Annotated in this window: 24 protein-coding genes and 1 pseudogene; 24 read left to right on the top strand and 1 reads right to left on the bottom strand. The window is 43.5% G+C overall.

Translation table 11 applies throughout. From position 1 onward, the window contains the following. Nucleotide 1: 1 nt before the first annotated feature. From H8S07_RS00250 to H8S07_RS00215, 7 genes and pseudogenes are all read left to right on the top strand, one after another. Nucleotides 2-562 carry a Fe-S-containing hydro-lyase gene (locus tag H8S07_RS00250; protein WP_117537178.1) on the top strand — a complete coding sequence of 187 codons (561 nt, stop codon included), beginning with the start codon at nucleotides 2-4 and terminating at the stop codon, nucleotides 560-562. Nucleotides 563-581: 19 nt separating this feature from the next. Further along, nucleotides 582-1283 (top strand): YoaK family protein, encoded by a 702-nt coding sequence (locus H8S07_RS00245; protein ID WP_117537179.1) that lies wholly within the window; start codon nucleotides 582-584, stop codon nucleotides 1281-1283. Nucleotides 1284-1343: 60 nt separating this feature from the next. Beyond that, nucleotides 1344-3959, top strand: a complete 2616-nt coding sequence (gene polA / locus H8S07_RS00240) for a DNA polymerase I (RefSeq protein WP_186855195.1) — start codon at nucleotides 1344-1346, stop codon at nucleotides 3957-3959. A 13-nt stretch (nucleotides 3960-3972) separates the two neighbouring features. Continuing rightward, a complete protein-coding gene (coaE, locus tag H8S07_RS00235; RefSeq protein WP_021860493.1) occupies nucleotides 3973-4563 on the top strand; it encodes a dephospho-CoA kinase in 591 nt (196 codons plus the stop codon). A gap of 69 nt (nucleotides 4564-4632) precedes the next feature. Then, nucleotides 4633-5430 (top strand): MBL fold metallo-hydrolase, encoded by a 798-nt coding sequence (locus tag H8S07_RS00230; RefSeq protein ID WP_117537182.1) that lies wholly within the window; start codon nucleotides 4633-4635, stop codon nucleotides 5428-5430. A gap of 121 nt (nucleotides 5431-5551) precedes the next feature. After that, a pseudogene (locus tag H8S07_RS00220) lies at nucleotides 5552-5836 on the top strand (DUF711 family protein); the annotation flags it as partial. 13 nt (nucleotides 5837-5849) lie between these two features. Next, nucleotides 5850-6707, top strand: coding sequence for a DegV family protein (locus tag H8S07_RS00215; protein WP_021860489.1), 858 nt, complete (start codon nucleotides 5850-5852; stop codon nucleotides 6705-6707). A 172-nt stretch (nucleotides 6708-6879) separates the two neighbouring features. Here the strand turns inward: H8S07_RS00215 and H8S07_RS00210 are convergent, their stop codons facing one another. Beyond that, nucleotides 6880-7866 (bottom strand): FAD:protein FMN transferase, encoded by a 987-nt coding sequence (locus tag H8S07_RS00210; protein WP_186855194.1) that lies wholly within the window; start codon nucleotides 7864-7866, stop codon nucleotides 6880-6882. 129 nt (nucleotides 7867-7995) lie between these two features. On the opposite strand from H8S07_RS00210, the gene H8S07_RS00205 reads away from it, so the two are divergent. The 17 genes from H8S07_RS00205 to H8S07_RS00125 all read left to right on the top strand — a co-directional run bounded on the left by H8S07_RS00205 (nucleotide 7996) and on the right by H8S07_RS00125 (nucleotide 23328). Beyond that, entirely contained in the window at nucleotides 7996-8373 is a 378-nt protein-coding gene (locus H8S07_RS00205) for a NusG domain II-containing protein (protein WP_021860487.1), read from the top strand. 32 nt (nucleotides 8374-8405) lie between these two features. Further along, nucleotides 8406-8897, top strand: a complete 492-nt coding sequence (locus H8S07_RS00200; RefSeq protein WP_118287862.1) for a Gx transporter family protein — start codon at nucleotides 8406-8408, stop codon at nucleotides 8895-8897. Between the two features lie 16 nt (nucleotides 8898-8913). Then, complete coding sequence (gene ruvA / locus H8S07_RS00195; protein ID WP_186855193.1) at nucleotides 8914-9522, top strand: Holliday junction branch migration protein RuvA; 609 nt, start codon at nucleotides 8914-8916, stop codon at nucleotides 9520-9522. A 13-nt stretch (nucleotides 9523-9535) separates the two neighbouring features. Then, entirely contained in the window at nucleotides 9536-10540 is a 1005-nt protein-coding gene (ruvB, locus tag H8S07_RS00190) for a Holliday junction branch migration DNA helicase RuvB (RefSeq protein WP_117537183.1), read from the top strand. A gap of 99 nt (nucleotides 10541-10639) precedes the next feature. Next, nucleotides 10640-11044, top strand: coding sequence for a cell division protein ZapA (zapA, locus tag H8S07_RS00185; RefSeq protein ID WP_021860483.1), 405 nt, complete (start codon nucleotides 10640-10642; stop codon nucleotides 11042-11044). Between the two features lie 289 nt (nucleotides 11045-11333). Beyond that, nucleotides 11334-13505, top strand: coding sequence for a peptidase U32 family protein (locus tag H8S07_RS00180; RefSeq protein WP_186855192.1), 2172 nt, complete (start codon nucleotides 11334-11336; stop codon nucleotides 13503-13505). A gap of 8 nt (nucleotides 13506-13513) precedes the next feature. Beyond that, entirely contained in the window at nucleotides 13514-14986 is a 1473-nt protein-coding gene (locus H8S07_RS00175; protein WP_117537185.1) for an FtsW/RodA/SpoVE family cell cycle protein, read from the top strand. Between the two features lie 37 nt (nucleotides 14987-15023). Next, nucleotides 15024-16355 carry a peptidoglycan D,D-transpeptidase FtsI family protein gene (locus H8S07_RS00170; protein WP_186855282.1) on the top strand — a complete coding sequence of 444 codons (1332 nt, stop codon included), beginning with the start codon at nucleotides 15024-15026 and terminating at the stop codon, nucleotides 16353-16355. A gap of 16 nt (nucleotides 16356-16371) precedes the next feature. Continuing rightward, the gene (locus H8S07_RS00165) at nucleotides 16372-16695 is read left to right on the top strand and encodes a hypothetical protein (protein WP_021860479.1); all 324 of its coding nucleotides are present in this window, start codon (nucleotides 16372-16374) and stop codon (nucleotides 16693-16695) included. Between the two features lies 1 nt (nucleotide 16696). Beyond that, nucleotides 16697-17725: a DUF2953 domain-containing protein gene (locus H8S07_RS00160; RefSeq protein ID WP_186855191.1), complete on the top strand. Its 1029-nt coding sequence runs from the start codon at nucleotides 16697-16699 to the stop codon at nucleotides 17723-17725. A 17-nt stretch (nucleotides 17726-17742) separates the two neighbouring features. Then, complete coding sequence (locus H8S07_RS00155; RefSeq protein ID WP_021860477.1) at nucleotides 17743-18126, top strand: GerW family sporulation protein; 384 nt, start codon at nucleotides 17743-17745, stop codon at nucleotides 18124-18126. A gap of 80 nt (nucleotides 18127-18206) precedes the next feature. Next, nucleotides 18207-18344, top strand: coding sequence for a hypothetical protein (locus H8S07_RS00150; protein WP_186855190.1), 138 nt, complete (start codon nucleotides 18207-18209; stop codon nucleotides 18342-18344). Nucleotides 18345-18510: 166 nt separating this feature from the next. After that, nucleotides 18511-18699: a 50S ribosomal protein L28 gene (gene rpmB / locus H8S07_RS00145; RefSeq protein ID WP_021860476.1), complete on the top strand. Its 189-nt coding sequence runs from the start codon at nucleotides 18511-18513 to the stop codon at nucleotides 18697-18699. Between the two features lie 194 nt (nucleotides 18700-18893). Then, nucleotides 18894-19253 carry an Asp23/Gls24 family envelope stress response protein gene (locus tag H8S07_RS00140; RefSeq protein WP_021860475.1) on the top strand — a complete coding sequence of 120 codons (360 nt, stop codon included), beginning with the start codon at nucleotides 18894-18896 and terminating at the stop codon, nucleotides 19251-19253. A gap of 19 nt (nucleotides 19254-19272) precedes the next feature. Further along, entirely contained in the window at nucleotides 19273-20934 is a 1662-nt protein-coding gene (locus tag H8S07_RS00135; protein ID WP_117537187.1) for a DAK2 domain-containing protein, read from the top strand. Between the two features lie 72 nt (nucleotides 20935-21006). After that, a complete protein-coding gene (recG, locus tag H8S07_RS00130) occupies nucleotides 21007-23037 on the top strand; it encodes an ATP-dependent DNA helicase RecG (protein ID WP_186855189.1) in 2031 nt (676 codons plus the stop codon). An 84-nt stretch (nucleotides 23038-23121) separates the two neighbouring features. Next, nucleotides 23122-23328, top strand: a complete 207-nt coding sequence (locus H8S07_RS00125) for an alpha/beta-type small acid-soluble spore protein (RefSeq protein ID WP_021860472.1) — start codon at nucleotides 23122-23124, stop codon at nucleotides 23326-23328. The last annotated feature ends 18 nt before the right edge of the window (nucleotides 23329-23346 follow it).

The raw sequence follows: 23346 nt of genomic DNA, 5'->3' as shown, positions 1-23346 counted from the left end.
AATGGAAAAACATATCACACTTCCTTTGACAGAGGAACTTGCAAAAACATTACATGCCGGAGATACCGTGTATCTGACCGGAACCATTTATACATCAAGAGACGCAGGACACAAGCGGATGTGTGAGGCGCTTGCAAGAGGAGAAGAACTTCCATTTGATCCCAAAAACGCAACGATCTACTATGTCGGACCGACACCCGCAAAACCGGGACATGTGATCGGTTCTGCGGGACCGACAACAAGCGGTCGTATGGATGCGTATGCGCCGACGATGATGTCTGTAGGTGCAAGAGGCATGATCGGAAAAGGTGCCAGACTTCCGGAAGTTGTTGAAGCAATGAAGAAATACAGCGGTGTGTATTTTGGAGCAATCGGAGGCGCCGGAGCACTTCTTGCAAAATGTATCAAAAAAGCAGAATTGATCGCTTATGAAGATCTTGGGGCGGAAGCGCTCCGCAGATTATATGTAGAAGAGATGCCGTTAGTTGTCGTGATAGACAGCGAGGGAAACAACCTTTACGAAGAGGGAAGAGCGGCATATTTACAGAAAAAAGAGAAATAAAGGATGTGAAAGTAAGTTCATGCTACAGTTAAAAAGACAGGTTTCAGAGTCTTATTTCATAGGACTTCTTCTTGCGATTGCAGGAGGCTATCTGGATGTCTATACATATATAAGCCGGGGCGGCGTATTTGCCAATGCACAGACGGGAAATATCGTCCTTCTCGGGATTCATATTGCACAGCAGAATTTTGAAAAAATAACAACGTATACTTTACCGATCCTTGCGTTTATGGTCGGAGTTATGATTACGGAAATTGTAAAACTGAATTTCCGCTACAGCACAAAGATCCACTGGCGTCAGATCGTTATCGCACTGGAGATTCTTGTACTGCTGGCAGTTTCTTTTGTCCCGGAAGGCATTTGCAATGATCTGGTCAATACGGCAGTTTCTTTCGTCTGCTCTATGCAGGTAGAGAGTTTCAGGGCTTTTGGCGGAGGAAAGAAATACGCAACAACGATGTGTACCGGAAACTTAAGGACAGCTACCGAGAATCTTTTTTATTCCGGTGTGCACAGAGACCGGAAAGTACGTAATAACAGTCTTCAGTATTACGGAATTATTGCAGCATTTATCTTCGGCGCAGTTATCAGTACAAAATTGACGACGGGGGTTGGCACAAAATCTGTATATACCGTGTGTATCCTGCTTTTTGTTGTATTTGTCCTGATGTTTATCCAGGCTGAGGAAGAAGAGAAAGAAGAAAAAGAAAAGCACTTTTAAAATCAAAGGATTTGGTGTATAGTATTAAGGTAGCGAAAAAATACATGGAGTGTTGTTTTTATGAGCGAGAAAATAGTTCTGATCGACGGACACAGTATATTGAACAGGGCATTCTATGGGCTTCCGGATCTGACAAATTCAGAGGGGCTTCATACGAATGCCATTTATGGTTTTCTGACGATCATGTTTAAAATATTAGAAGAAGAGAAGCCGGAGTATCTGACGGTGGCCTTTGATGTGCATGCACCGACGTTCCGTCACAAGATGTACGATGCGTACAAAGGAACGCGTAAGCCTATGGCAGAGGAACTGCGTCAGCAGGTTCCGGTGATCAAAGAAGTGTTAAAGGCGATGGGAGTGCGCATTATCGAGCAGCCGGGACTGGAGGCAGATGACCTGCTTGGAACGCTGTCGAGAAGAGCAGAAGAACAGGGCATGGAAGTATCTGTGATTTCCGGTGACAGAGATCTTCTGCAGCTTGCGACAGAGCATGTGAAGATTCGAATCCCGAAGACGAAGCAGGGACGCACCGAAGTGGAAGATTATTATGCGGCAGATGTAAAAGAACGCTATCAGGTGAATCCGGTTGAATTTATCGACCTGAAAGCGCTGATGGGTGACACTGCCGATAATATTCCGGGAGTTCCAAGCATCGGCGAGAAGACAGCAACGAAGATCATTACCGAGTATCATTCTATTGAGAATGCACATGAGCATGTGGAAGAACTGAAGCCACCACGAGCATCCAAGGCATTAAATGAACACTGGGATCTTGCGGTTTTAAGCAAGACACTGGCGACGATCGAAGTGCACGCGGATGTGGAATACGATTTTGAAGAGGCAAAACTTGGCAATCTCTATACGGAAGAGGCTTATGCATATTTCCAGAGATTACAGTTTAAGAACCTGTTATCCCGTTTTGATGTACAGCCAGAAGCGCCATCGATTGAAGAGACTTTCTGTGCGATCAAGACAAAGAAGGAAGCTGAAACATATCTGAAGAAGCTTGAGGGAGAAAAAGTTGTTGGCGCAGCTGTTTATAAAGATACAGAAAATGTATTGCCATTATTTGCCATGCAGGCAGCTCTTGGAGGAGTTGCATTCTGTGCATCACAGGAAAAGACAGCGTTAATTCTTACAGGTGGAGAGATTTCCGCAGAATGGTTATTAGAGCAAGTCTCGCAGATTCAGCGGAAAGCCGGACAATTTGTTGTATTTGATCTGAAAAATGTCATAGCTGAACTGCCGATAGAAAACAGGGCGAATTGTTTTGATGCGACAGTTGCGGCGTATCTTCTGAATCCACTGAAAAGCGATTATATGTATGAAGATGTCGCAAGAGAACAGCTCGGACTTATGATTGATGAGAAAGCAGACGGGAGAACAAAAGCCTGCTATGAAGCATATACAGCATTTGCGGCGAAAGAACCGCTGGAGAACCGTTTAAAAGATACAAAGAGCTGGGAGCTTTTTGAAAACATTGAGATGCCACTTGTATTTACCTTATATGAGATGGAACAAAATGGTGTGAAAGTGGAAGCAGAAGCGCTGAAAGCTTACGGAGATCAGCTTGTCGGTAAGATTACTGAACTGGAAAAAGATATCTACGAGCTTGCAGGAGAAGAGTTCAACATCAATTCACCGAAGCAGCTTGGAGTAATTCTGTTTGAAAAAATGGAACTTCCGGGCGGAAGAAAGACAAAGACCGGATATTCAACTGCGGCGGATGTGCTGGACAAGCTGGCACCGGATTATCCGGTCGTATCAAAAGTACTGGAATACCGACAGCTTACGAAGCTTAAGTCTACGTACGCAGACGGGCTGGCGGGGTACATTCAGGAAGATGGAAGGATCCATGGAAAGTTTCATCAAACAGTGACGGCAACCGGGCGTTTGAGCAGTGCGGAACCAAACCTGCAGAATATACCGGTCAGAGTGGAACTTGGCAGAATGATTCGTAAAGTATTTGTGCCGGAAGAAGGATATGTATTTGTAGATGCTGATTATTCGCAGATTGAACTGCGTGTGCTTGCACACTGCTCGCAGGATGAGCAGCTGATCCAGGCATACAGGGAGGAAGCAGATATTCACAGAATTACCGCATCACAGGTATTTCACATTCCGTTCGATGAAGTGACACCGTTGCAGAGAAGAAATGCAAAAGCAGTAAACTTTGGTATTGTATATGGAATCAGTTCCTTTGGCCTCAGCCAGGATCTGAGCATTACGAGAAAAGAAGCGGCGAAATACATCGAAGATTATTTCCGGACATATCCGGGAATCAAAAAGTTTCTGGATGATACAGTCGCACATGCAAAAGAGAACGGATATGTAGTAACATTGTTTGGCAGACGGCGTCCGGTTCCGGAATTATCATCGAGCAATTTCATGCAGCGCTCATTTGGAGAACGTGTGGCGATGAATGCACCGATCCAGGGAACAGCGGCAGATATTATGAAGATTGCCATGATCGGTGTGGGACGCAGACTGAAAGAAGAGCATTTAAAATCAAGACTTGTGCTTCAGGTACACGATGAACTTTTGATCGAAGCGTACGAACCGGAAGTTGAAGAAGTGAAGAAAATCCTGGAAGAAGAGATGGAACATGCGGCTGACCTCCGGGTACCGCTTGAGATAGATATGCATACTGGAACGAATTGGTACGAAGCAAAATAAGAGGTGAAAAGACATGAAGATAATAGGATTAACAGGTGGCGTTGGTTCCGGGAAAACACAGATTCTGGAATATCTGAATGACAAATATGGTGCAACCATCTGTCAGGCTGACAAAGTCGCAAAGCATTTACAGAAAAAAGGAACAGAATGTTATGATCAGATTGTTGCTTATTTCGGAGAAGACATCCTGGATGAGAAGAAAGAGCTGGACCGTGAGAAAATTGCGGATATCGTATTTACAGACAAAGCCAAATTAGAAGCACTCAATGCAATTGTGCATCCGGCTGTAAAGGAAGAGATTAAGAAAAAAATCCGTCATGAAGAGCGGAAGAATACGAATCTGTTTATTCTGGAATCTGCACTTCTGATCGAAGATCATTATGAAGAGGTCTATGACGAACTCTGGTATGTATATGTGAAGACAGAGGTCCGTAAGAACCGTCTGTTTTATTCCAGAGGATACAAGGAATCCAAGATTGATGATATCATGGCTTCCCAGCTTACAAAAGAGCAATTTATGAAGGAATGTGACAGAGTTATTGACAATAATGGTGTTTTCGCCGAGACAATGATCCAGATCGATCAGATCGTAAAGAATCTGTAACAGTTAAAAGACAGCATGACGGTACATAATAGAAAAAATAACATGGTAAAGAACAGGTGGAAATAACAGATGAGATTATGCAGCATTGCCAGTGGAAGCAGCGGAAACTGTATTTACATAGGAGATGATACTACGCATCTTCTGGTAGACACTGGAATCAGCAAGAAGAGAATTGAAGAAGGCTTGAAAGAGCTGGAGATCAAAGGAGATGAACTACAGGGGATTCTCATTACACATGAACATGTCGATCATATTCAGGGACTGGGTGTATTCAGCAGAAAATATGCAGTTCCTGTTTATGCAACTCATGGAACGATTGAAGGAATCAAAGCCAATAAAAATATTGGCAGGCTTCCGGAAGGTCTTCTGCATGAGGTGCAGGTAGATCAGACATTTCGTCTGGGAGATATGGACATCCGTCCTTTTGCAATTTCCCATGATGCAAATGAACCGTCCGGTTACCGGATTGAGAATGGCAGTAAGTCTGCTGCAGTTGCAACAGACCTTGGAATATATGATGACTATACCATTGAGAACCTTAAAAATCTGAATGGTATTGTGCTGGAGGCGAACCACGACATACATATGCTGGAAGTCGGACCATATCCTTATCCTCTGAAAAGAAGAGTTATGGGCGACAAAGGACATTTATCAAATGAATTGTCAGGGCGCCTTCTTTGTGATATACTGCATGATGATATGTCCGCAGTTGTACTCGGACATCTGAGCAAGGAAAATAATTATGAAAGTCTTGCTTATGAAACTGTGAAACTGGAAGTTACGATGGGAGACAATCCGTACAAGGGAGAAGAACTTCCGATCACAGTTGCAAAAAGAACATCCGTTTCTAACATTATTCAGCTGTAGGAAGAGATGAACAGGCTTTGAAGGAGGACTCGCATATGAAGAAATGTATCATTACAGTAGTTGGAAAAGACAATGTCGGAATTATCGCAAAAGTAACGGCTTATATTGCCGGTGCGAATATACATGTGTCTGCTCCGTTGGGTTAGATATGATCGCAATACCTGGAAAGACAAAAGCAACAACCATTTCCGGGATCATTGCCGATGAGATGGCAATCGGAATGGTGAACCAGAAGACGACAGCGGTTCGTCTCATTCCGGTTATTGGAAAAGATGTAGGAGATGTGGCGCAGTTCGGTGGGTTGTTAGGCTATGCACCGATCATGCCGGTAAACGAATACGACTGCAGTTCATTTGTGAACAGGAAAGGACGTATTCCGGCACCGATCCACAGCTTTAAAAATTAGTGAGGTATAGGTAATGGGAAAAATAGCAATTGTAACAGACAGCAACAGTGGTATTACACAGGAAGAAGCAAAGGAACTGGGAATCCGTGTTGTGCCGATGCCATTTTATATCAATGGGGAACTGTATTACGAAGATATTACACTGACACAGGATGAATTTTATGAAAAACTGGAAACCGGTGCGGATATTTCAACATCTCAACCGTCACCGGGAGATGTTATGGAACTGTGGGAAGAACTGCTAGAGGAGTATGATGAAGTCATTCATATTCCGATGTCCAGCGGACTGAGCAGTTCCTGCGAGAACGCGATCATGCTCGCCAGAGAATTTGAAGGAAAAGTACATGTTGTGGATAACCAGCGTATTTCCGTAACACAACGCCAATCTGTGGAAGACGCCATGATGATGCGCGATAAAGGAATGTCCGGTGAAGAGATCGTCGATGTTCTGATGCGTGAAAAGCTGGAATCCAGCATTTATATTACAGTTGATACTTTGAAATATTTGAAAAAAGGTGGAAGAATCACACCTGCTGCCGCAGCAATCGGAACGGTACTGAATCTGAAACCGGTACTCCAGATCCAAGGCGAGAAACTGGATGCATTTGCAAAAGTGCGCGGATGGAAGGCTGCAAAAAAGACAATGCTGGATGCAATTGACAAGGATATTCATTCCCGTTTCGCAGGAGAAAAGGTTCATCTGGAAGCTGCATATACATGCTCAGAAGAAGAAAAAGACAAATGGATCGCGGAGTTACAGGTGAGATTTCCTGATTATGAGATTCGCACAGAAAAATTATCTCTGAGCGTGGCATGTCATATCGGTCCTGGAGCAATGGCGGTTGCCTGCAGTAAATATATAGAAGTATAGGTAGCTGGGACAATCAAGACTGGACGACAATATGTGCCATTCGCGGATACTTGGTGGCACATATGAATGGAATAAAGCAATAAAAAGACGATCGCAGTAAAGTGATCGTCTTTCTTTTGCTTTATTCAATTATCTGTGATCGTCAGCTGAAACATCTAAAGAATACCAGCTACTAGTGATTTTTTTGGAAATTATTCGAATAATGAAGTTCGCCATCATTTGTAATAAAAATGGCGTCAACATTATCTAACTGGTTTACCATATTCAGTGCGCGGTCATATCCCATCATCAGACAGATGGTACTCAGCGCATCTGCCGTTAGTGATGAATCTGTGATAACAGATACACTGTACAGATCTGTCTTGCATGGCTTTCCGGTTGAAGGCGAAAGCACGTGATGGTAAATCTTTCCGTTCTTTTCAAAATATCGTTCGTAAATGCCACTGGTGACAACAGACTGGTCATCAATCTTTACAGAAGCGATCGCATCGCCGTTTTTTCCAAATGGCTTCTGGATGCCGATGTGATAATCCGAACCATCCGGCTTGGTACCAATCGTCTGTACATTGCCGCCGAGATTAATCGTCGCGTGTTTCACGCCTTTCTTTTTCAGATAGTCTTTTACGCGGTCTGCAATATAACCTTTGGCGATTCCTCCGAGGTCAATTTTCGCATGTTTGTCTGCCAGCGTAACAGCATTGCCATTTATTATTACATCGTGATAATTGACGTGGGAAAGCTTTTTGTCGATTTTTGCGGAAGATGGTACCTTTTTCTTGCCGGAACGGAAATCCCACAGCCGGGAAACAGAACCGATGGTAATATCAAATTCACTTTTCGAGAACTTTCCATAATAAAGCCCTTTTTTGATCAGACTGATCGTATCGTCCGAAACGGTAACAGCTTTTCCTTTTGCATGATTAATCTTATATACATCGCCTTTTTTGTTGTCCGGTGAGAACATAGCGTCGTATTTCTTACATAATGTTTCGCAGCCCTTGATGACAGAAGTATTGGCAGAATCCAGAATCTGCACCTTAATTGTGGTGTCAAATAATGTGTCACTGTAAGTAAGCCCGCGTTTTCCGGAAAGTCCGGAACAACCGGTCAGAAGAAGTGAAACACACATGGCTGCTGCCGTGATTTTTTTTAGTTTCATAATACACCTCCAGGTCGGCAGTCATAATCTTAAGTTATTATACCATGAAAAATAAGATATGCAATCGAACATGTGATTGCAGTGTTTGATTTCTTGTGTTAGAATGTAACGCAGAGAGGAACGGTGTATATGAAAGAAAAGATGCATTTGAAGAAAAAAGACTGGGTTTTAATTGCGATTATCATTGTTGTAGCGGGTCTTGCCTTTTTTCTCCATAACCTTCTTGGCGCCAAAGGCGCGAATTGCGTTGTGGTGAAAGTAGACGGGAAGATTGAGGGAACCTATTCTCTTGGAGAGGATCAGGAGATTTCCATCAATGGTGGAACGAATACACTTGTGATCAAAAATAACAGAGCGAAGATGAAAGAGGCAGACTGCCCGGATCAACTCTGCGTGAACCAGAAAGCAATTTCAAAAAACAATGAGAGCATTATCTGTCTTCCGAATAAAGTAGTTGTTGAAGTTGAGAGCAGTGAGAACAGTGAATTTGATGCTGTATCAAATTAAGGTATTGTATCAGGAAGGAAGATAAGGAGTACGTGAAGAGCAGAGTAGCATATTTTGGAGTGTTTACGGCATTGGCATTGATTTTTAGTTATGTAGAGACATTGATTCCGGTCAACCTCGGGATTCCCGGTGTGAAACTTGGACTTGCGAATCTGATCATTGTTGTTGCCTTATATAAGATGCGCCTTTCAGAGGCGTATCTTCTTTCTGTCGTGCGTGTATTGCTGGCAGGATTTATTTTTGGAAATTATTTCAGTATTATATACAGCCTTGCCGGAGGACTTTTAAGTCTGACTGTAATGGCGCTTCTTAAGAAGTGGGGAGGATTCAGCTTGCAGGGAATCAGTATTGCAGGCGGCGTCTTCCACAATATCGGACAGCTTATTGTTGCGGCTGTTGTGGTAGAGACATTCAGCGTTACTTATTATTTTCCGGTACTTCTGGTAGCAGGGCTGCTTACCGGACTTGTGATCGGCATTGTTGCGGAGATGATGCTTAAGAGGCTTGTGAATATACAGTTTTAGGTAAATGGAGGAACAGATGATTCAATATATCAGAGGTGAACTTGCGGTTGTGGAAGCAGATCGCGTGATCGTAGATGTCGGTGGCGTCGGCTATGGTATTTTCATGCCGGTAGAGTCGATCAGCCAGCTGCCGCCGGTCGGCAATGAGGTGCGTATTTATACTTATCTTAATGTAAAAGAAGACGCGATGCAGTTATTTGGATTCCTGACAAGAGATGATCTGCAGGTATTCAAGTTGTTGATCGGTGTGAACGGGATCGGACCAAAAGGCGGTCAGGCAGTACTGTCTGTATTAAGCCCGGATGATCTGCGTTTTGCAGTATTATCCGGTGATGTGAAAGCAATCTGCGCGGCACCGGGAATCGGCAAGAAGACAGCAGAAAAGGTCATTTTAGAGCTTAAGGACAAGCTAAGCCTTGAGGATGCGTTAGAGCATACGATGACCGGAGACGCCGGGGATATTTCTTACGGAGATCCGTCCGGAGTCCAGAGCGAAGCTGTTCAGGCGCTGACAGCACTTGGCTACAGCAGTACAGAGGCTTTAAGAGCTGTGAAGAAAATAGAAATAACAGAAGCAATGGATGTCGAAGCTGTATTAAAACAGGCTTTGAAACAGATGCTGTAAAGGATCGATAAAGATGAGCAGAAGAATCATAACAACAGAGAATCTGGAAGAAGATGCGAAGATCGAGAACAATCTCCGCCCGCAGCTTCTGGACGATTATATCGGACAGGCAAAGGCGAAGGAGATGTTGAATGTATATATCCGTGCGGCGAGAGAGCGAGGAGATGCACTGGATCATGTCCTGTTTTATGGTCCGCCGGGACTTGGAAAGACAACACTTGCCGGGATCATTGCCAATGAGATGGGCGTGAATATTAAGATCACATCCGGACCGGCAATTGAAAAACCGGGTGAGATGGCAGCAATTTTAAATAATCTGCAGGAGAAGGATGTTCTTTTTGTAGATGAGATCCATCGGCTGAATCGGCAGGTAGAAGAAGTACTTTATCCTGCGATGGAAGATTATGCGATTGATATCATGATCGGAAAGGGCGCAACTGCAAGATCTATTCGGTTGGATCTTCCAAAATTCACACTGGTAGGTGCAACGACGAGAGCAGGTATGCTGACAGCGCCGCTCCGGGACCGTTTCGGAGTTGTACACCGGATGGAATATTATACAACTGAGGAACTGGTGACGATCATCAAGCGTTCAGCGAGAGTACTGGAAGTAGGAATCGATGAAGCGGGCGCTCTGGCGCTGGCGAGACGTTCCAGAGGAACACCGAGACTGGCAAACCGTCTGTTAAAGCGTGTGCGGGATTTTGCACAGGTAAAGTATGACGGAGATATCACAAAGGAAGTTGCAGACTATGCACTGGATCTTCTGGATGTAGATAAAGAAGGTCTTGATCAGACAGACAGGGAACTTTTGCTTACGATTGTGAATAAATTTGCCGGAGGCCCGGTAGGGCTGGACACACTGGCAGCTTCTGTCGGAGAAGATGCAGGAACGATCGAGGATGTATACGAACCGTATCTGCTGAAAAATGGATTTATCCAGCGTACTCCGAAGGGAAGAATTGTCACAGAAAAAGCATATATACATCTTGGCATTGAGATGAATATGGAAGTCTGAAAAATCGGCAGAAAAATCAGCAGATGAAAAAAAGGTTGGTTTTTTGCACAGATTAGTTTATAATGGTAAAAAGATTATGAATGTATGCGGGAGGCATTTATGGCATCATCAAAGAATTTTACAGAAGTATTAATCGGAGGAAAGGTATTTACACTGAGCGGATTTGAGAGCGAAGACTATCTGCAGAAAGTATCTACTTATCTGAATCATAAACTGGACGAGCTCGGAGCAAGCGACGGATATCGCAAGCAGAACGCTGAGACAAGAAGTATCCTTCTGGCACTTAATATTGCGGATGATTATTTCAAAGCAAAGAAGCAGGGGACTTCACTGGAAAACGATATCGAGGAGAAAGACAAGGACATGTACGAACTGAAACATGACTTGATATCCGTGCAGATCAAGCTTGAGAATGCTGAGAAAGCGATGGATAAGTTAAAAGAAGAGAACAAAGAACTTCAGCTTAAGATCGTTCAGTTGGAGACAGAGAATAAAAATAAGTAAGGGCTGTCGAGTGACAGCCTTTTTCATGTAACAGGAAATTGCATTTTCTGTTACATGAAAAATCTCCGGCGGGATGCGCACTCGCACGAAGAGGTAGATTGTTGTAAACTGTCTACGTTTCACTCCGGTCGTTGCTAAACGAGCGTCGCAGGCGCTCAGTAACGCGCTCGGTGCGGAAATATGCCAGGACACAATTTATTTGTTTAAAAGGAAACTTCGCTGCCAGAGATATTCAGATGAGATGTGAAGTATCTGGCAGGGCAGATATTATAGAACAAGGAGTAGTTGGATGAACAGAGAGGCGGAGAATAGGCACAATCATATAGAGATACTGGCACCGGCAGGTTCCTATGAAAGTCTGACTGCGGCACTTGCCGCCGGAGCGGATGCGATTTATGCCGGCGGGATGCGTTTTGGCGCAAGGGCATATGCAGGCAATCTGGATGAAGAGCAGTATCTGCGTGCCATTGATGAGGTACATTTACAGCAGAGGAAGATTTATATGACGGTGAATACGCTGCTGAAGGATTATGAACTTGCAGAATTGTATGAGTATCTGTTGCCATATTACCGTCAAGGGCTGGATGCCGTAATTGTTCAGGATTTGGGTGTTTTTTCGTTTATCCGTGAGGTTTTTCCGGATCTGCCGGTGCATGTCAGCACGCAGATGACAGTGACAGGCGAGTACGGAGCAGAATTTTTCGGCAGAAAGGGTGCAACGCGTATTGTTCCGGCAAGAGAGATCAGTCTTGAGGAAGTGCGTCGGATGAAAGAACGAACAGGTCTGGAGATGGAATGCTTTGTTCACGGTGCAATGTGTTACTGTTATTCTGGCCAGTGTCTGATGAGCAGTATGATTGGCGGAAGAAGTGGTAACCGGGGACAGTGTGCACAGCCGTGCCGTCTTCCATATTCCGTAGAGGGAAAGAAACCGCAGGATCTGATGAGCCTTAAGGATCTGTGCACAATAGAGATGATCCCGGATCTGATCGAAGCTGGAATTGACTCTTTTAAGATTGAAGGCAGGATGAAGCAGCCGGAATATGTCTATACGGTTGTACGGATGTACCGCAAATACGTGAATCTTTATTTGCAGAAAGGGCGCGATGGTTTCCGTGTGAAGCCGGAAGATCTTAAAACTCTGGAGAATGCCTACAGAAGAAGAGGCTATATGAAGGGTTATTATCAATGCGAAAATGGCAGATCGATGTTATCACTAAAACGGCCAAAAGGAGAAGAACAGGCAGAGACGCTTCCGGAATTTTCAAAAAAGCAAGAAAAAATTAAGGGAGTCTTCACACTTTCCGAAGGAAGTCGTGCTAAAATAGACTTATGCTGTCGGGAGGTATCTGTTTCTTGTGAAGGCGCTGAAGTGCAGAAAGCACTGAAGCAGCCGTTAGATGAGAAGCGTATTGATAAGCAGATGCGCAAGACAGGTCAGACGCCATTTACATTTGATGAGTTGGAAATCCATACGGAAGGCAGTATTTTTCTACCAATGCAGGCAATCAATGAACTGCGACGGGAAAGTCTGGGATTATTAGAAGAAAAATTATTAGAACCATATCGCAGAACTTCAGAGTCGTCGGAATGTGTTGAAACATTTTTTGAGAGACAGGATGAGATCTGCCACGAATATAATAATGTTCCGGCGGATGAGAGATTTACAGTGCGCGTATGCACACCGGAACAGTTTGAAGCCGCAGCAGGCAGAGAAGATGTTGCAGTGATCCTGGCAGAAAGTACACTTTGTGAGGCGAAAGAATGGAAAAATCTCAGAGAGAAGCTCTCTGATGATCAGAAACTATATCTTGCTATGCCATATATTTTCCGGAAACGTGCAGTTAAGCTGTTTGAACAGTACTATGCAGAACTTAAGAAGAGTTTTGATGGCGTGATGATCCGCAATTTCGAGAGCCTTGCATGGTTGAAAGAGAAAAATTACACGGATGAGATTCTGACAGATTACAATATGTATGTATTTAACCACAGTGGAAAAGCTTTTCTGAAGCAGGAAGGCATTTCCCGGTTTACGGCATCTGTTGAACTCAATGGCAGAGAATTAAAAGACTGCGGTCTTTTGGGCGGTATGCTGAGTATTTACGGATACCAGCCGGTGATGATCACGGCAAACTGTATACAGAAGAATACGAGGAGCTGTGAGAGAAAGCCGTCACTTTTATATTTGACGGACCGTTATCAGAACAGATTTCCGGTAAGGAATGAGTGCAGTTTCTGCTATAATATTATTTATAACCCGGTTCCGCTTATGCTTATGAAACAGCATAAAGAGATCCGGAATTTACAGCCATCGGCACTGCGGCTGGATTTCACGATGGAATCCGGAAAAGAAACGCGGGATATTATAAATGTATATGGAGATGTATTTTTACGGGGAAGAAATGCACAGCTTCCGGAAGCCTCCTATACAAAAGGACATTTTAAACGAGGAGTGAAGTAGGTGAGAGTTTGGTAAATATAATCGTACAACTATCCAAATATGTGATGATTCTGCTGATCATTATGTACACATTCTTATGTTTCAGCATATTTGGTTATCAGGACCCGGACAGAAAACGTTATCTTCTGCGCCGACAGAATATATTAATGTTTCTGATGCATGCGATCGCATTTGCAGTGATGTATTTACAGACGGATGACATCAAAATGCTGGCGTTTTATCTGATGCAGGTAGTATTGTTTGGAGCTACGATCATTTTGTACACATTGTTATATCCAAAGGTGTCCAGACTGGTCGTCAATAATATGTGTATGCTGTTATGCATTGGATTTATCATGCTGACGAGGCTGAATTATTCTTACGCGATCAAGCAGTTTATGATCGCGGCGGCAGGTATTGCATGCAGTCTGGTTGTACCGGTGATCATCCGGAAATTCAAGTTTCTGGCAGAATGGAGAAAATTTTACGCAGTAATCGGTATCTTTTCGCTGGCGGCAGTTGTTATCTGGGGTGGAGTTACCGGAGGTGCAAAGCTTAGCTTTTCAACAAAGGTTGCAAATATCCAGCCGTCAGAGCTTGTGAAGATTGTTTTTGTATTCTTTGTTGCCTCCAGTTTTAAGCTGTCACTGGAATTTAAGAATATTGTGATCACGACAGCGCTGGCGGCATTCCATGTGCTGATCCTGGTTGTATCCAAAGACCTTGGTGCGGCACTCATCATATTTGTTGTATATCTCGTTATGCTCTATGTGGCAACGAGACAGCCTCTGTATATATTTGCCGGACTGGGTGCCGGGAGTCTGGCGTCCGTGGCGGCATATTATCTGTTCAACCATGTGCGTGTGCGTGTCATCGTATGGAAAGATCCGCTTGCTGTATACGCGAACGGCGGACAGCAGGTAGCACAGTCTTTATTTGCAATCGGCACCGGAAGTTGGTTCGGACTTGGTTTATTTGAGGGAGTGCCGAATACGATCCCGGTTGCAGTATCCGATTTCATTTTTGCAGCGATCGGTGAAGAGATGGGACTGATCTACGGACTTTGTATGATACTGATCTGTGTGAGCTGTTATATTATGTTTTTAAATATTGCAATGCAGCTTCACAACGGATTTTACAAGCTGGTAGCGCTGGGGCTTGGAACCTGTTATATTTTCCAGGTGTTTCTTGCCATCGGAGGTGTGACCAAGTTTATTCCATCCACCGGTGTGACCATTCCTCTGGTCAGCTATGGTGGTAGTTCACTGTTCAGTACAGTGATCATGTTTGCGATTATTCAGGGACTTTATATTTTAAGAGAAGACGAGGAAGAGGACATTGAAAGAAAGAAGAAGGAACGGTTACGAGCAAAGAGAAGCAGACAGGAACATGCGCCGCAGAGAAGAACGCCGGCATATGACCGCCAGAGACCGCAGGCGCGCCCGCAGGGAAGAAAAGCGCCGCGCAAAGCGCAAACGCGCCCGCAACAAAGAGTTCGCTAGAGTAACATATGTTTTTGTCACACTTTTCTTAGTCATGATGGGATATATATCCTATTTTAATGTTGTAAAAAGTAAAGATTTCATAAGCAGTCCGTACAACCGGAGATCAGATACGCTTGCCAAACGTGTTACAAGAGGTAAGATTCTGGACAAAAGAGGGAAAGTACTTGCTCAGACGACAACTTCCGCAGATGGAAGCGAGACGAGGGAATATCCGTATGGAAGAGAATTTGCCCATGTAGTCGGGTATACGGCAAAAGGGAAATACGGTCTGGAATCCAGAATGAATTCCGAACTTCTGTCGTCAAATGCATTTTTTTTGGAGAAGCTAACGAATGAATTTCAGGATAAGAAGAATCCGGGAGACAATGTTGTCACAACACTGGATGTGAAATTACAGAGAGCAGCGTATGATGCGCTGGGAGACCGAAAGGGTGCGGTTGTTGCCATGGATCCGAAGACAGGAAAAGTTCTTGCCATGGTATCAAAGCCGGACTTCAATCCGGAGACAGTGGAAGACAAATGGCAGACACTCAATACGGATTCATCGGCAAGGCTGTTAAACCGTGCAACACAGGGACAGTATCCGCCGGGATCTACATTTAAAGTGGTAACAGCACTGGAGTATTTAAGAGAACATGGCAATCCGGATGATTATTCTTATGTGTGCCAGGGACAGATCGAAGCTGGATCGAATACGATCCACTGCTTTGGCGGAAAAGTGCACGGACAGGTAAGTTTCAGAGACAGCCTTGCTTATTCCTGCAATACCTCTTTCAGTAATATCGGACAGGGACTGAAGATCCCGGATTTTAAGAAGACTACAAAGAAGCTGCTGTTTGATTCAAAACTTCCGGGGAATATTTCTTATAAAGAAAGTCATTTTGCATTAAGTGACCAGGCAGGAATCGCGGAACGTATGATGACAGCGATCGGACAGGGAAAGACACAGGTAAGTCCATATCATATGGCACTCATTACTTCGGCAATTGCAAATGGCGGAACATTGATGAAGCCGTACCTTGTGGATTCTGTGACAAATTACAAAGGCGCTGTGATAAGCTCGACGAAACCGGAAAAATATGCAGAACTGATGACAGCGAAAGAAGCTTCCATGTTAAAGGATTATATGTCCAGTGTAACAAAATACGGAACAGCAGCATCAGCAATGAGCGGAACAAGTTATACAACAGCAGGAAAGACCGGAACAGCAGAGTACAGTTCGGATAAGAACAAAGACCACTCCTGGTTTATCGGTATGTCGAACGTGGATGATCCGGATCTTGTTGTCAGCGTTGTAATCGAAGCAGCAGACGGTAATGCGAAAGCAGTCAATGTGGCAAGGAAAGTTTTTGATGCCTATTATTAAAGAAAGAGGGCGGCATATGCATATTTATAAATATTTATATGTGCCGGAAGGCCTGCAGAAGAAAAAAGAAAATCTGATTAAAAAACTGAAAAACGGGAAATTATTACCCGGAGTTTATCTGATCACACTTGCATCGACAGATCAGAACCAGCTGGATATTTTCCCGGCATGTATCCGCAGGCAGAAAAATTATCCGGAGGAGCTGCCGCTTGTCGTGGGCCTTACAAAAGATTTTGAGGATGCGCTGGAAATAGTGGAAGGAATCACACAGGAAGTGTATAATGAAACCAAAGGTGCGGATATCCGTTCCTATATTTTAGAAAAAGAACGGGAAGGTTAAGATGCTACATATATTGTTGTTGATCTTGAAAATAATAGGAATCATAATCGCAGTGATACTGGGAATACTGCTATTGCTGATTCTAATCCTGCTGTTTGTTCCTGTTCGTTACAAAGCACAGGGCGTATGCAGAGGGACTACAGACAGCTTGAAAGGAAAGGTGTGCATAACGTGGCTTTTACATTTGTTCAGAATCGATCTGCTGTATAAGGATAGCCATCTGATATGGAAATTACGGATTGTGTTCTGGAAACGAAGATCTGCAAAGAAGCGAAGCGCAGAAATAAAGGAGGAGAAAGCCGATGAGAAAGATGACGAAAAAGAACGGTCTGTTAACGAAGAACCGGATACAGCAGTGGAAGAAACTGATGAAACGCATGAAGAGCCAGAAAAAAAGAGGTCTGTTGAAGCGTATGAAGAGCCAGAAGTGGAAGAAGAATTACAGGTGGCTGAAAAAGCACAAGATGTTAAGAAACTTCCGCAGACGGTACAGTGTGAAGAAGATAAAGAAAAATCTGGACAAATTTCAGAAGATCCTGAAAAAACTGAAAAGAAAAAATCTAAACGGAAGAATCCGGATAAAAAAGAATCTTATATTCAGAGGATTGTAAAGAAGATAAAGAGAACGCGCGATAAGATGCGTGAGCAGAAACAGACAGTTGTGGATAAGAAAGAGCAATTGATGTCCTTTCTTCGGGACGAGACGCATAAAGCTGCATTTGAAAAAGTTAAAAAAGAGCTTTTCCGTTTTCTGAAAGCGTGGAAACCAAAGAAGCTGGAAGGAAAGATAAGATTTGGATTTGAAGATCCGGCTTATACCGGTGAAGTGCTGGCTGTATTAAGTGTATTTTATCCGCTCTTCGGCTCGGCATTTGAAGTGCATCCGGATTTTGAACAGGCAGTATTTGGAGGAAGCCTTCTCTGCAAAGGAAACTTACGGTTAAATCATCTTGCGAGACTTGCATGGGTATTGTTCTGGAACCGGAATATCAGAACGACCTATCGGGATATAAAAAATTATGAAAGATAAAGTCAGGAGGAAATAATATGGCAGACAATAATTTTAAAGGAACAGTAGAAGCATTGTTCCGGGGAATGGATAGTGTTGTTTCATCAAAGACAGTTGTCGGAGATGCAATTCACATCGGAGATACGATCATTCTTCCACTTGTAGATGTCTCTTTTGGTATCGGAGCCGGCGCATTCAGCGGCGATAAGAAGGAAAAAGGGGCAGGAGGTGTCGGCGGTAAGATGTCTCCGTGTGCGGTGCTTGTGATCCAGAATGGTAAAACAAAACTTGTAAATATCAAGAATCAGGATACGATGACGAAGATCCTGGATATGATTCCGGATGCCATCGACAAGTTTACCGGCGATAAAGATGACAAGATGACGGAGAAAGATGTTATGGATATTCTTGACGAGGAATAACCAGGCAGAGAACTTTGTAATGTTTTCCGGCAAATTTGCATAAAATAATATGAAAAGAATTGATAAAGGCAGTGAGAATTATGAAGAAAGTAATCGGATTTGCTTTGTTCTGGGTTGCTGTCGGGCTTATTCTGTCTATGATCTTACCGAATGCTTTTATAGAAGTGATCTGTATTATTTTATGTATACTGGCAGGGTATAATCTGTTCTGCTGCTAGCAGGCGGTGCAGACAGGAGAGAACACTTTTGCCGCCTTGAAAACATATTTTCATCTTAAGATTACATTTTTATAAAAAATACTTGCAATTAGATAACAAGTCTGTTACAATGTCAATGTTGCGAGTCTGGAGAACAGACTTATTATGAGCGTTAGGAGGTGCAGTCATGGCTAAATGTGCTATTTGTGAAAAGGGTGCTCACTTTGGTAACAATGTAAGTCACTCACATAGAAGATCACCAAAGATGTGGAAATCAAACGTAAAATCAGTTCGTGTTAAGACAGAAGGCGGAGCTACAAAGAAAATGTATGTTTGTACTTCTTGCTTAAAATCAGGCAAAGTTGAACGTGCTTAATCAAGAATGTGATTGGAATTAAAAACTCAGGTTCGATTTGGAATCTGAGTTTTTTATATGACAAAAAATTACATTTTTATGACAGAACAGGCGCTGTCTGCTATGCGTGACTTGTAATAAATGAGCAAACAGGGTATAATATAGAAGATTAGACTATACTTAAAATGATAAATAGAAGAAGTGGAGGTTGCAGTATGAAGGGATGCGTTAGTACAGATCTTGGAATTATTACAATTGATCCTGAGGTTATTGCAAAATATGCCGGAACCGTTGCAGTAGAATGCTTTGGTATCGTTGGTATGGCTGCTGTTAATATGAAGGATGGTTTTGTACATTTGCTTAAAAGAGAGAGCCTGACACGTGGTATTCAGGTTCACATTTCTGATGACAATCACATCAGTCTTGATTTTCATGCGATCGTCGCATATGGTGTCAGTATCTCTGCAGTAACAGAGAACCTGATCAGCAATGTACAGTATAAAGTAGAAGAATTTTCAGGTATGCCGGTTGATAAGATCAATATCTATATCGAAGGTGTAAGAGTCATCGATTAGTTAAGGAGGAACATAAGAAGTGGCTACAAAGACAATTAATGTGGACATGCTTGCAAAGATGTTTCTTGCAGGTGCACAGAATATAGAGGCAAAGAAAGAATTTATCAATGAGCTGAATGTTTTTCCGGTTCCGGATGGAGACACAGGAACGAACATGTCACTGACAATTATGTCTGCAGCAAAGGAAGTAACAGCACTTGAGAATCCGGGTATGAAAGAGCTTGCAAAAGCAATCTCATCCGGTTCCCTGCGTGGCGCAAGAGGTAACTCCGGTGTTATCCTGTCACAGCTTTTAAGAGGATTTACCAAGTCAATCCGCGAAGAGAAAGAGATTGACGTGATCGCACTTGCGGCAGCATGCACAAGAGCGCGTGATACAGCTTATAAAGCAGTTATGAAGCCGAAGGAAGGAACAATTCTTACAGTTGCCAGCGGTATTGCTGAGAAGGCTTCTGAGCTGGCACAGGAGACAGATGATCTCGAAGAGTTCATCCCGGCAGTGATCGAACATGCAAAAGAAGTGCTTGCAAAGACTCCGGAGATGCTTCCGGTTCTTAAAGAAGCCGGCGTTGTAGATTCCGGCGGACAGGGACTTCTGGAAGTGATTTCAGGAGCATATGATGCATTCCTTGGAAAAGAAGTAGATTACAGTGCGATCCAGCCTGCCGGCGGTGTGACTGTAACGAAAGTGAATGCAGAAGATACGGCAGATATCAAGTTCGGATATTGTACAGAGTTCATTATCCTTACAGAGAAAGAATTTACAGAAGCAGATGAACATGATTTTAAAGCATATCTGTCATCCATCGGCGATTCTATCGTATGTGTTGCAGATGACGATGTTGTGAAGATCCATGTGCATACAAATGATCCGGGACTTGCGATTCAGAGAGCGTTGACATACGGACAGCTCTCCCGCATGAAAATTGACAATATGCGCGAGGAGCATCAGGAAAAACTGATCCGTGATGCCGAGAAACTTGCGGCAGCACAGGAAGAAGAGAAGGCCAAAGAGCCTAGAAAACCAATGGGATTTATTACGGTATCAATTGGTGAAGGACTGAATTCCATTTTCAAAGAACTTGGAGCTGATTATATTATCGAAGGCGGTCAGACAATGAATCCGAGTACGGAAGATATGCTCAAGGCAATTGATGCAGTGAATGCAGACAGTGTATTTATCCTTCCGAACAATAAGAATATTGTCCTTGCTGCAAATCAGGCAAAAGCGCTTGTGGAAGATAAAGAGATCATTGTAATTCCGACAAAGACAGTACCACAGGGAATCACAGCACTGATCAATTTTGTGCCGGACGCAGATGCGAAGAGCAACGAAGAGACGATGCTGGAAGAGATTAAGAATGTTAAGACCGGACAGATCACATATGCAGTCCGTGATACGAAGATTGATGAGAAAGAGATCCATGAAGGAGATATCATGGGAATCGGTGACAGCGGAATCCTTTCTGTTGGAACGGAAGTGGAGGCAACAGCGCTGGATATGCTGGAGCAGCTTGTAGATGATGATTCAGCACTGATCAGCCTGTATTATGGAGCTGATGTATCAGAAGAAGATGCAGATGCATTTACAGAGAAAGTGACGGAGAAATATCCGGATGTAGACGTTGATGCGCAGTTTGGTGGACAGCCGATCTATTATTACGTATTGGCAGTTGAATAGAAAAAAAGCAGGATAAAAGGGGACTTTAAGCGGTCCCCTTTTTGTTATTGATGTTACTACGCAGGAGCAGTTATGATCAAAGAAACAAGTATTAAAGAATTAAAAGGAATCGGAGAGAAAACAGAAAAACTGTTTGCGAAGATTGGTATTTCTACGGTAGGAGATATGATCCGTTATTATCCGAGAGGCTATGATATATATGAAGAGCCGGTGTCGATAAGCGATGTAAGAGAAGGGCAGGTAGTGACAGTAAACGGCATGATTTTTGGCCGCGTGCAGGTATCCGGGAACCGCAGTCTGCAGGTGACGACGATGCATGTGAAAGATCTGACCGGAACGCTTAAGGTTATCTGGTTCCGGATGCCGTATCTTCGTAATACATTTCAAAAAGGCGGTGCAGTTACGCTCCGCGGTAAGATTGTGCGAAAACGAAACGAACTTGTCATGGAACATCCGGAGGTCTTTTATCCGCCGGAACAGTATGACGGGAAAAAAAATACGCTGCAGCCAATCTATGGTCTGACAGCCGGACTTTCCAATCATGCCATTATGAAAGCAATGCATCAGGCGCTTGACGGGATGGATCTGACCAGAGAACGTCTGCCGAAGGAACTGCGTATGCGTTATGAACTTGCAGAGTACAATTATGCGGTCCGGGGAATTCATTTTCCAGAGGACAAAGCTGTTTTCATGCATGCAAGAAAGCGTCTTGTATTTGAAGAATTTCTTCAGTTTATTCTTGCAATCCGAAAATTAAAAGATAAGAATGAAAAACTGGAAAATGAATATGTGATCCCGGTACACCCGGATATAGATGCATTTATAGCGAAGCTTCCATATAAACTGACAAATGCACAGAAGAAAGTCTGGAAAGAGATTGCAGCAGATATGGCGGGAGAGATGACCATGTCACGTCTGGTGCAGGGGGATGTCGGTTCCGGAAAAACGATCGTTGCAGTTCTGGCGCTTTTTAATACAGCGCTTTCAGGATGCCAGGGCGCAATGATGGCTCCGACAGAAGTTCTTGCAAGACAGCATTACGCGTCAATATGTAATATGCTGGAAACCTATGATATTCCAGTGAAAGCAGTGCTCCTGACAGGTTCCATGACCGCAAAGGAAAAACGGCGTGCCTATGACCGGATAGAGTGCGGATTTGCGAAGATTATCATCGGAACCCATGCGCTTATACAGGATGCGGTAAATTATGATAATCTGGCGCTTGTTGTGACCGATGAACAGCATCGTTTTGGCGTGAAGCAGAGAGAGAGTTTCGCGCAGAAAGGCGGTACACCGCATGTGCTTGTTATGAGTGCGACACCGATTCCGCGCACGCTTGCAATCATTTTATACGGTGAACTGGACATATCGGTGATTGATGAGCTTCCGGCAAATCGTATCCCGATCAAAAACTGCGTCGTAGATACCGGATACAGGCAGACTGCCTATCAGTTTATGAAAAAACAGATCGCAGAAGGAAGACAGTGTTATGTTATTTGTCCGATGGTCGAAGAGAGTGAGAACATGGAAGCAGAAAATGTCACGGACTACAGCAGGATGCTTCAGGATGAGATGGGCGCAGATGTGCAGGTGGGCTGCCTGCATGGAAAGATGAAACAGGTATACAAAGATGAGATCATGCAGCAATTTGCAGAAAATCAGATTCAGATCCTTGTATCCACTACGGTAATTGAAGTCGGAATCGATGTGCCGAATGCGACAGTCATGCTGATTGAAAACGCGGAACGTTTTGGGCTTGCCCAGCTCCATCAGCTCCGGGGACGTGTCGGAAGAGGTGCATATCAGTCTTATTGCATTTTTATGACCGGTTCTGATGCAAAAGAGACGAAAAAAAGACTGGATATTCTGAATCATTCCAACGATGGTTTCAAAATTGCAAGTGAAGATCTGAAGCTTCGTGGTCCGGGTGATCTGTTTGGCATCCGTCAAAGCGGTCTTATGGATTTTAAAATCGGAGATATTTATCAGGATGCGGCAATCTTGCAAATGGCAAATGAAGCGGCAGACTGGATTTTAGAAGAATATCCGGAATGGTTGAAAAAAATTCCAGATTATGAAAGAACTTCTAGTGTAATAATTTAATTCCTCCATATACTAGGATTGTAACCAAAACAAATATTACAAAAGGTTACAGAACAACACAGAGATTAAAAGGAGGAGTATAAAATGGCAAATCGTTCATCAAACAGAGCCGCCGTACCGGAGGCAAAAGGAGCATTAGACAAATTCAAATACGAGGTAGCAAGTGAACTTGGTGTACCATTATCAGACGGGTACAACGGAGACCTGACATCAAAACAGAACGGATCTGTTGGTGGTTATATGGTTAAGAAAATGATCGAAGAACAGGAAAAACAGATGTCCGGTAAATAAGGAAAAGAAAAATCGGCG

The sequence above is a fragment of the Dorea hominis genome, assembly GCF_014287705.1.
Classification (GTDB): Bacteria; Bacillota; Clostridia; order Lachnospirales; family Lachnospiraceae; genus Dorea_D; species Dorea_D hominis.
Note: the sequence above shows the minus strand (reverse complement) of the source record. Positions and strands in the feature narration are given on the sequence as shown.

Coding starts and splice junctions, on each gene's coding strand:
- coaE (WP_021860493.1), top strand. CDS start 3,973: ATGAAGATAATAGGATTAACAGGTGGCGTTGGTTCCGGGAAAACACAG.
- H8S07_RS00205 (WP_021860487.1), top strand. CDS start 7,996: ATGAAAGAAAAGATGCATTTGAAGAAAAAAGACTGGGTTTTAATTGCG.
- H8S07_RS00150 (WP_186855190.1), top strand. CDS start 18,207: ATGAAGAAAGTAATCGGATTTGCTTTGTTCTGGGTTGCTGTCGGGCTT.
- zapA (WP_021860483.1), top strand. CDS start 10,640: ATGGCATCATCAAAGAATTTTACAGAAGTATTAATCGGAGGAAAGGTA.
- ruvA (WP_186855193.1), top strand. CDS start 8,914: ATGATTCAATATATCAGAGGTGAACTTGCGGTTGTGGAAGCAGATCGC.
- H8S07_RS00245 (WP_117537179.1), top strand. CDS start 582: ATGCTACAGTTAAAAAGACAGGTTTCAGAGTCTTATTTCATAGGACTT.
- H8S07_RS00210 (WP_186855194.1), bottom strand. CDS start 7,866: ATGAAACTAAAAAAAATCACGGCAGCAGCCATGTGTGTTTCACTTCTT.
- H8S07_RS00125 (WP_021860472.1), top strand. CDS start 23,122: ATGGCAAATCGTTCATCAAACAGAGCCGCCGTACCGGAGGCAAAAGGA.
- H8S07_RS00155 (WP_021860477.1), top strand. CDS start 17,743: ATGGCAGACAATAATTTTAAAGGAACAGTAGAAGCATTGTTCCGGGGA.
- H8S07_RS00250 (WP_117537178.1), top strand. CDS start 2: ATGGAAAAACATATCACACTTCCTTTGACAGAGGAACTTGCAAAAACA.
- polA (WP_186855195.1), top strand. CDS start 1,344: ATGAGCGAGAAAATAGTTCTGATCGACGGACACAGTATATTGAACAGG.
- ruvB (WP_117537183.1), top strand. CDS start 9,536: ATGAGCAGAAGAATCATAACAACAGAGAATCTGGAAGAAGATGCGAAG.
- recG (WP_186855189.1), top strand. CDS start 21,007: ATGATCAAAGAAACAAGTATTAAAGAATTAAAAGGAATCGGAGAGAAA.
- H8S07_RS00215 (WP_021860489.1), top strand. CDS start 5,850: ATGGGAAAAATAGCAATTGTAACAGACAGCAACAGTGGTATTACACAG.
- H8S07_RS00165 (WP_021860479.1), top strand. CDS start 16,372: ATGCATATTTATAAATATTTATATGTGCCGGAAGGCCTGCAGAAGAAA.
- H8S07_RS00140 (WP_021860475.1), top strand. CDS start 18,894: ATGAAGGGATGCGTTAGTACAGATCTTGGAATTATTACAATTGATCCT.
- H8S07_RS00180 (WP_186855192.1), top strand. CDS start 11,334: ATGAACAGAGAGGCGGAGAATAGGCACAATCATATAGAGATACTGGCA.
- rpmB (WP_021860476.1), top strand. CDS start 18,511: ATGGCTAAATGTGCTATTTGTGAAAAGGGTGCTCACTTTGGTAACAAT.
- H8S07_RS00230 (WP_117537182.1), top strand. CDS start 4,633: ATGAGATTATGCAGCATTGCCAGTGGAAGCAGCGGAAACTGTATTTAC.
- H8S07_RS00160 (WP_186855191.1), top strand. CDS start 16,697: ATGCTACATATATTGTTGTTGATCTTGAAAATAATAGGAATCATAATC.
- H8S07_RS00170 (WP_186855282.1), top strand. CDS start 15,024: ATGGGATATATATCCTATTTTAATGTTGTAAAAAGTAAAGATTTCATA.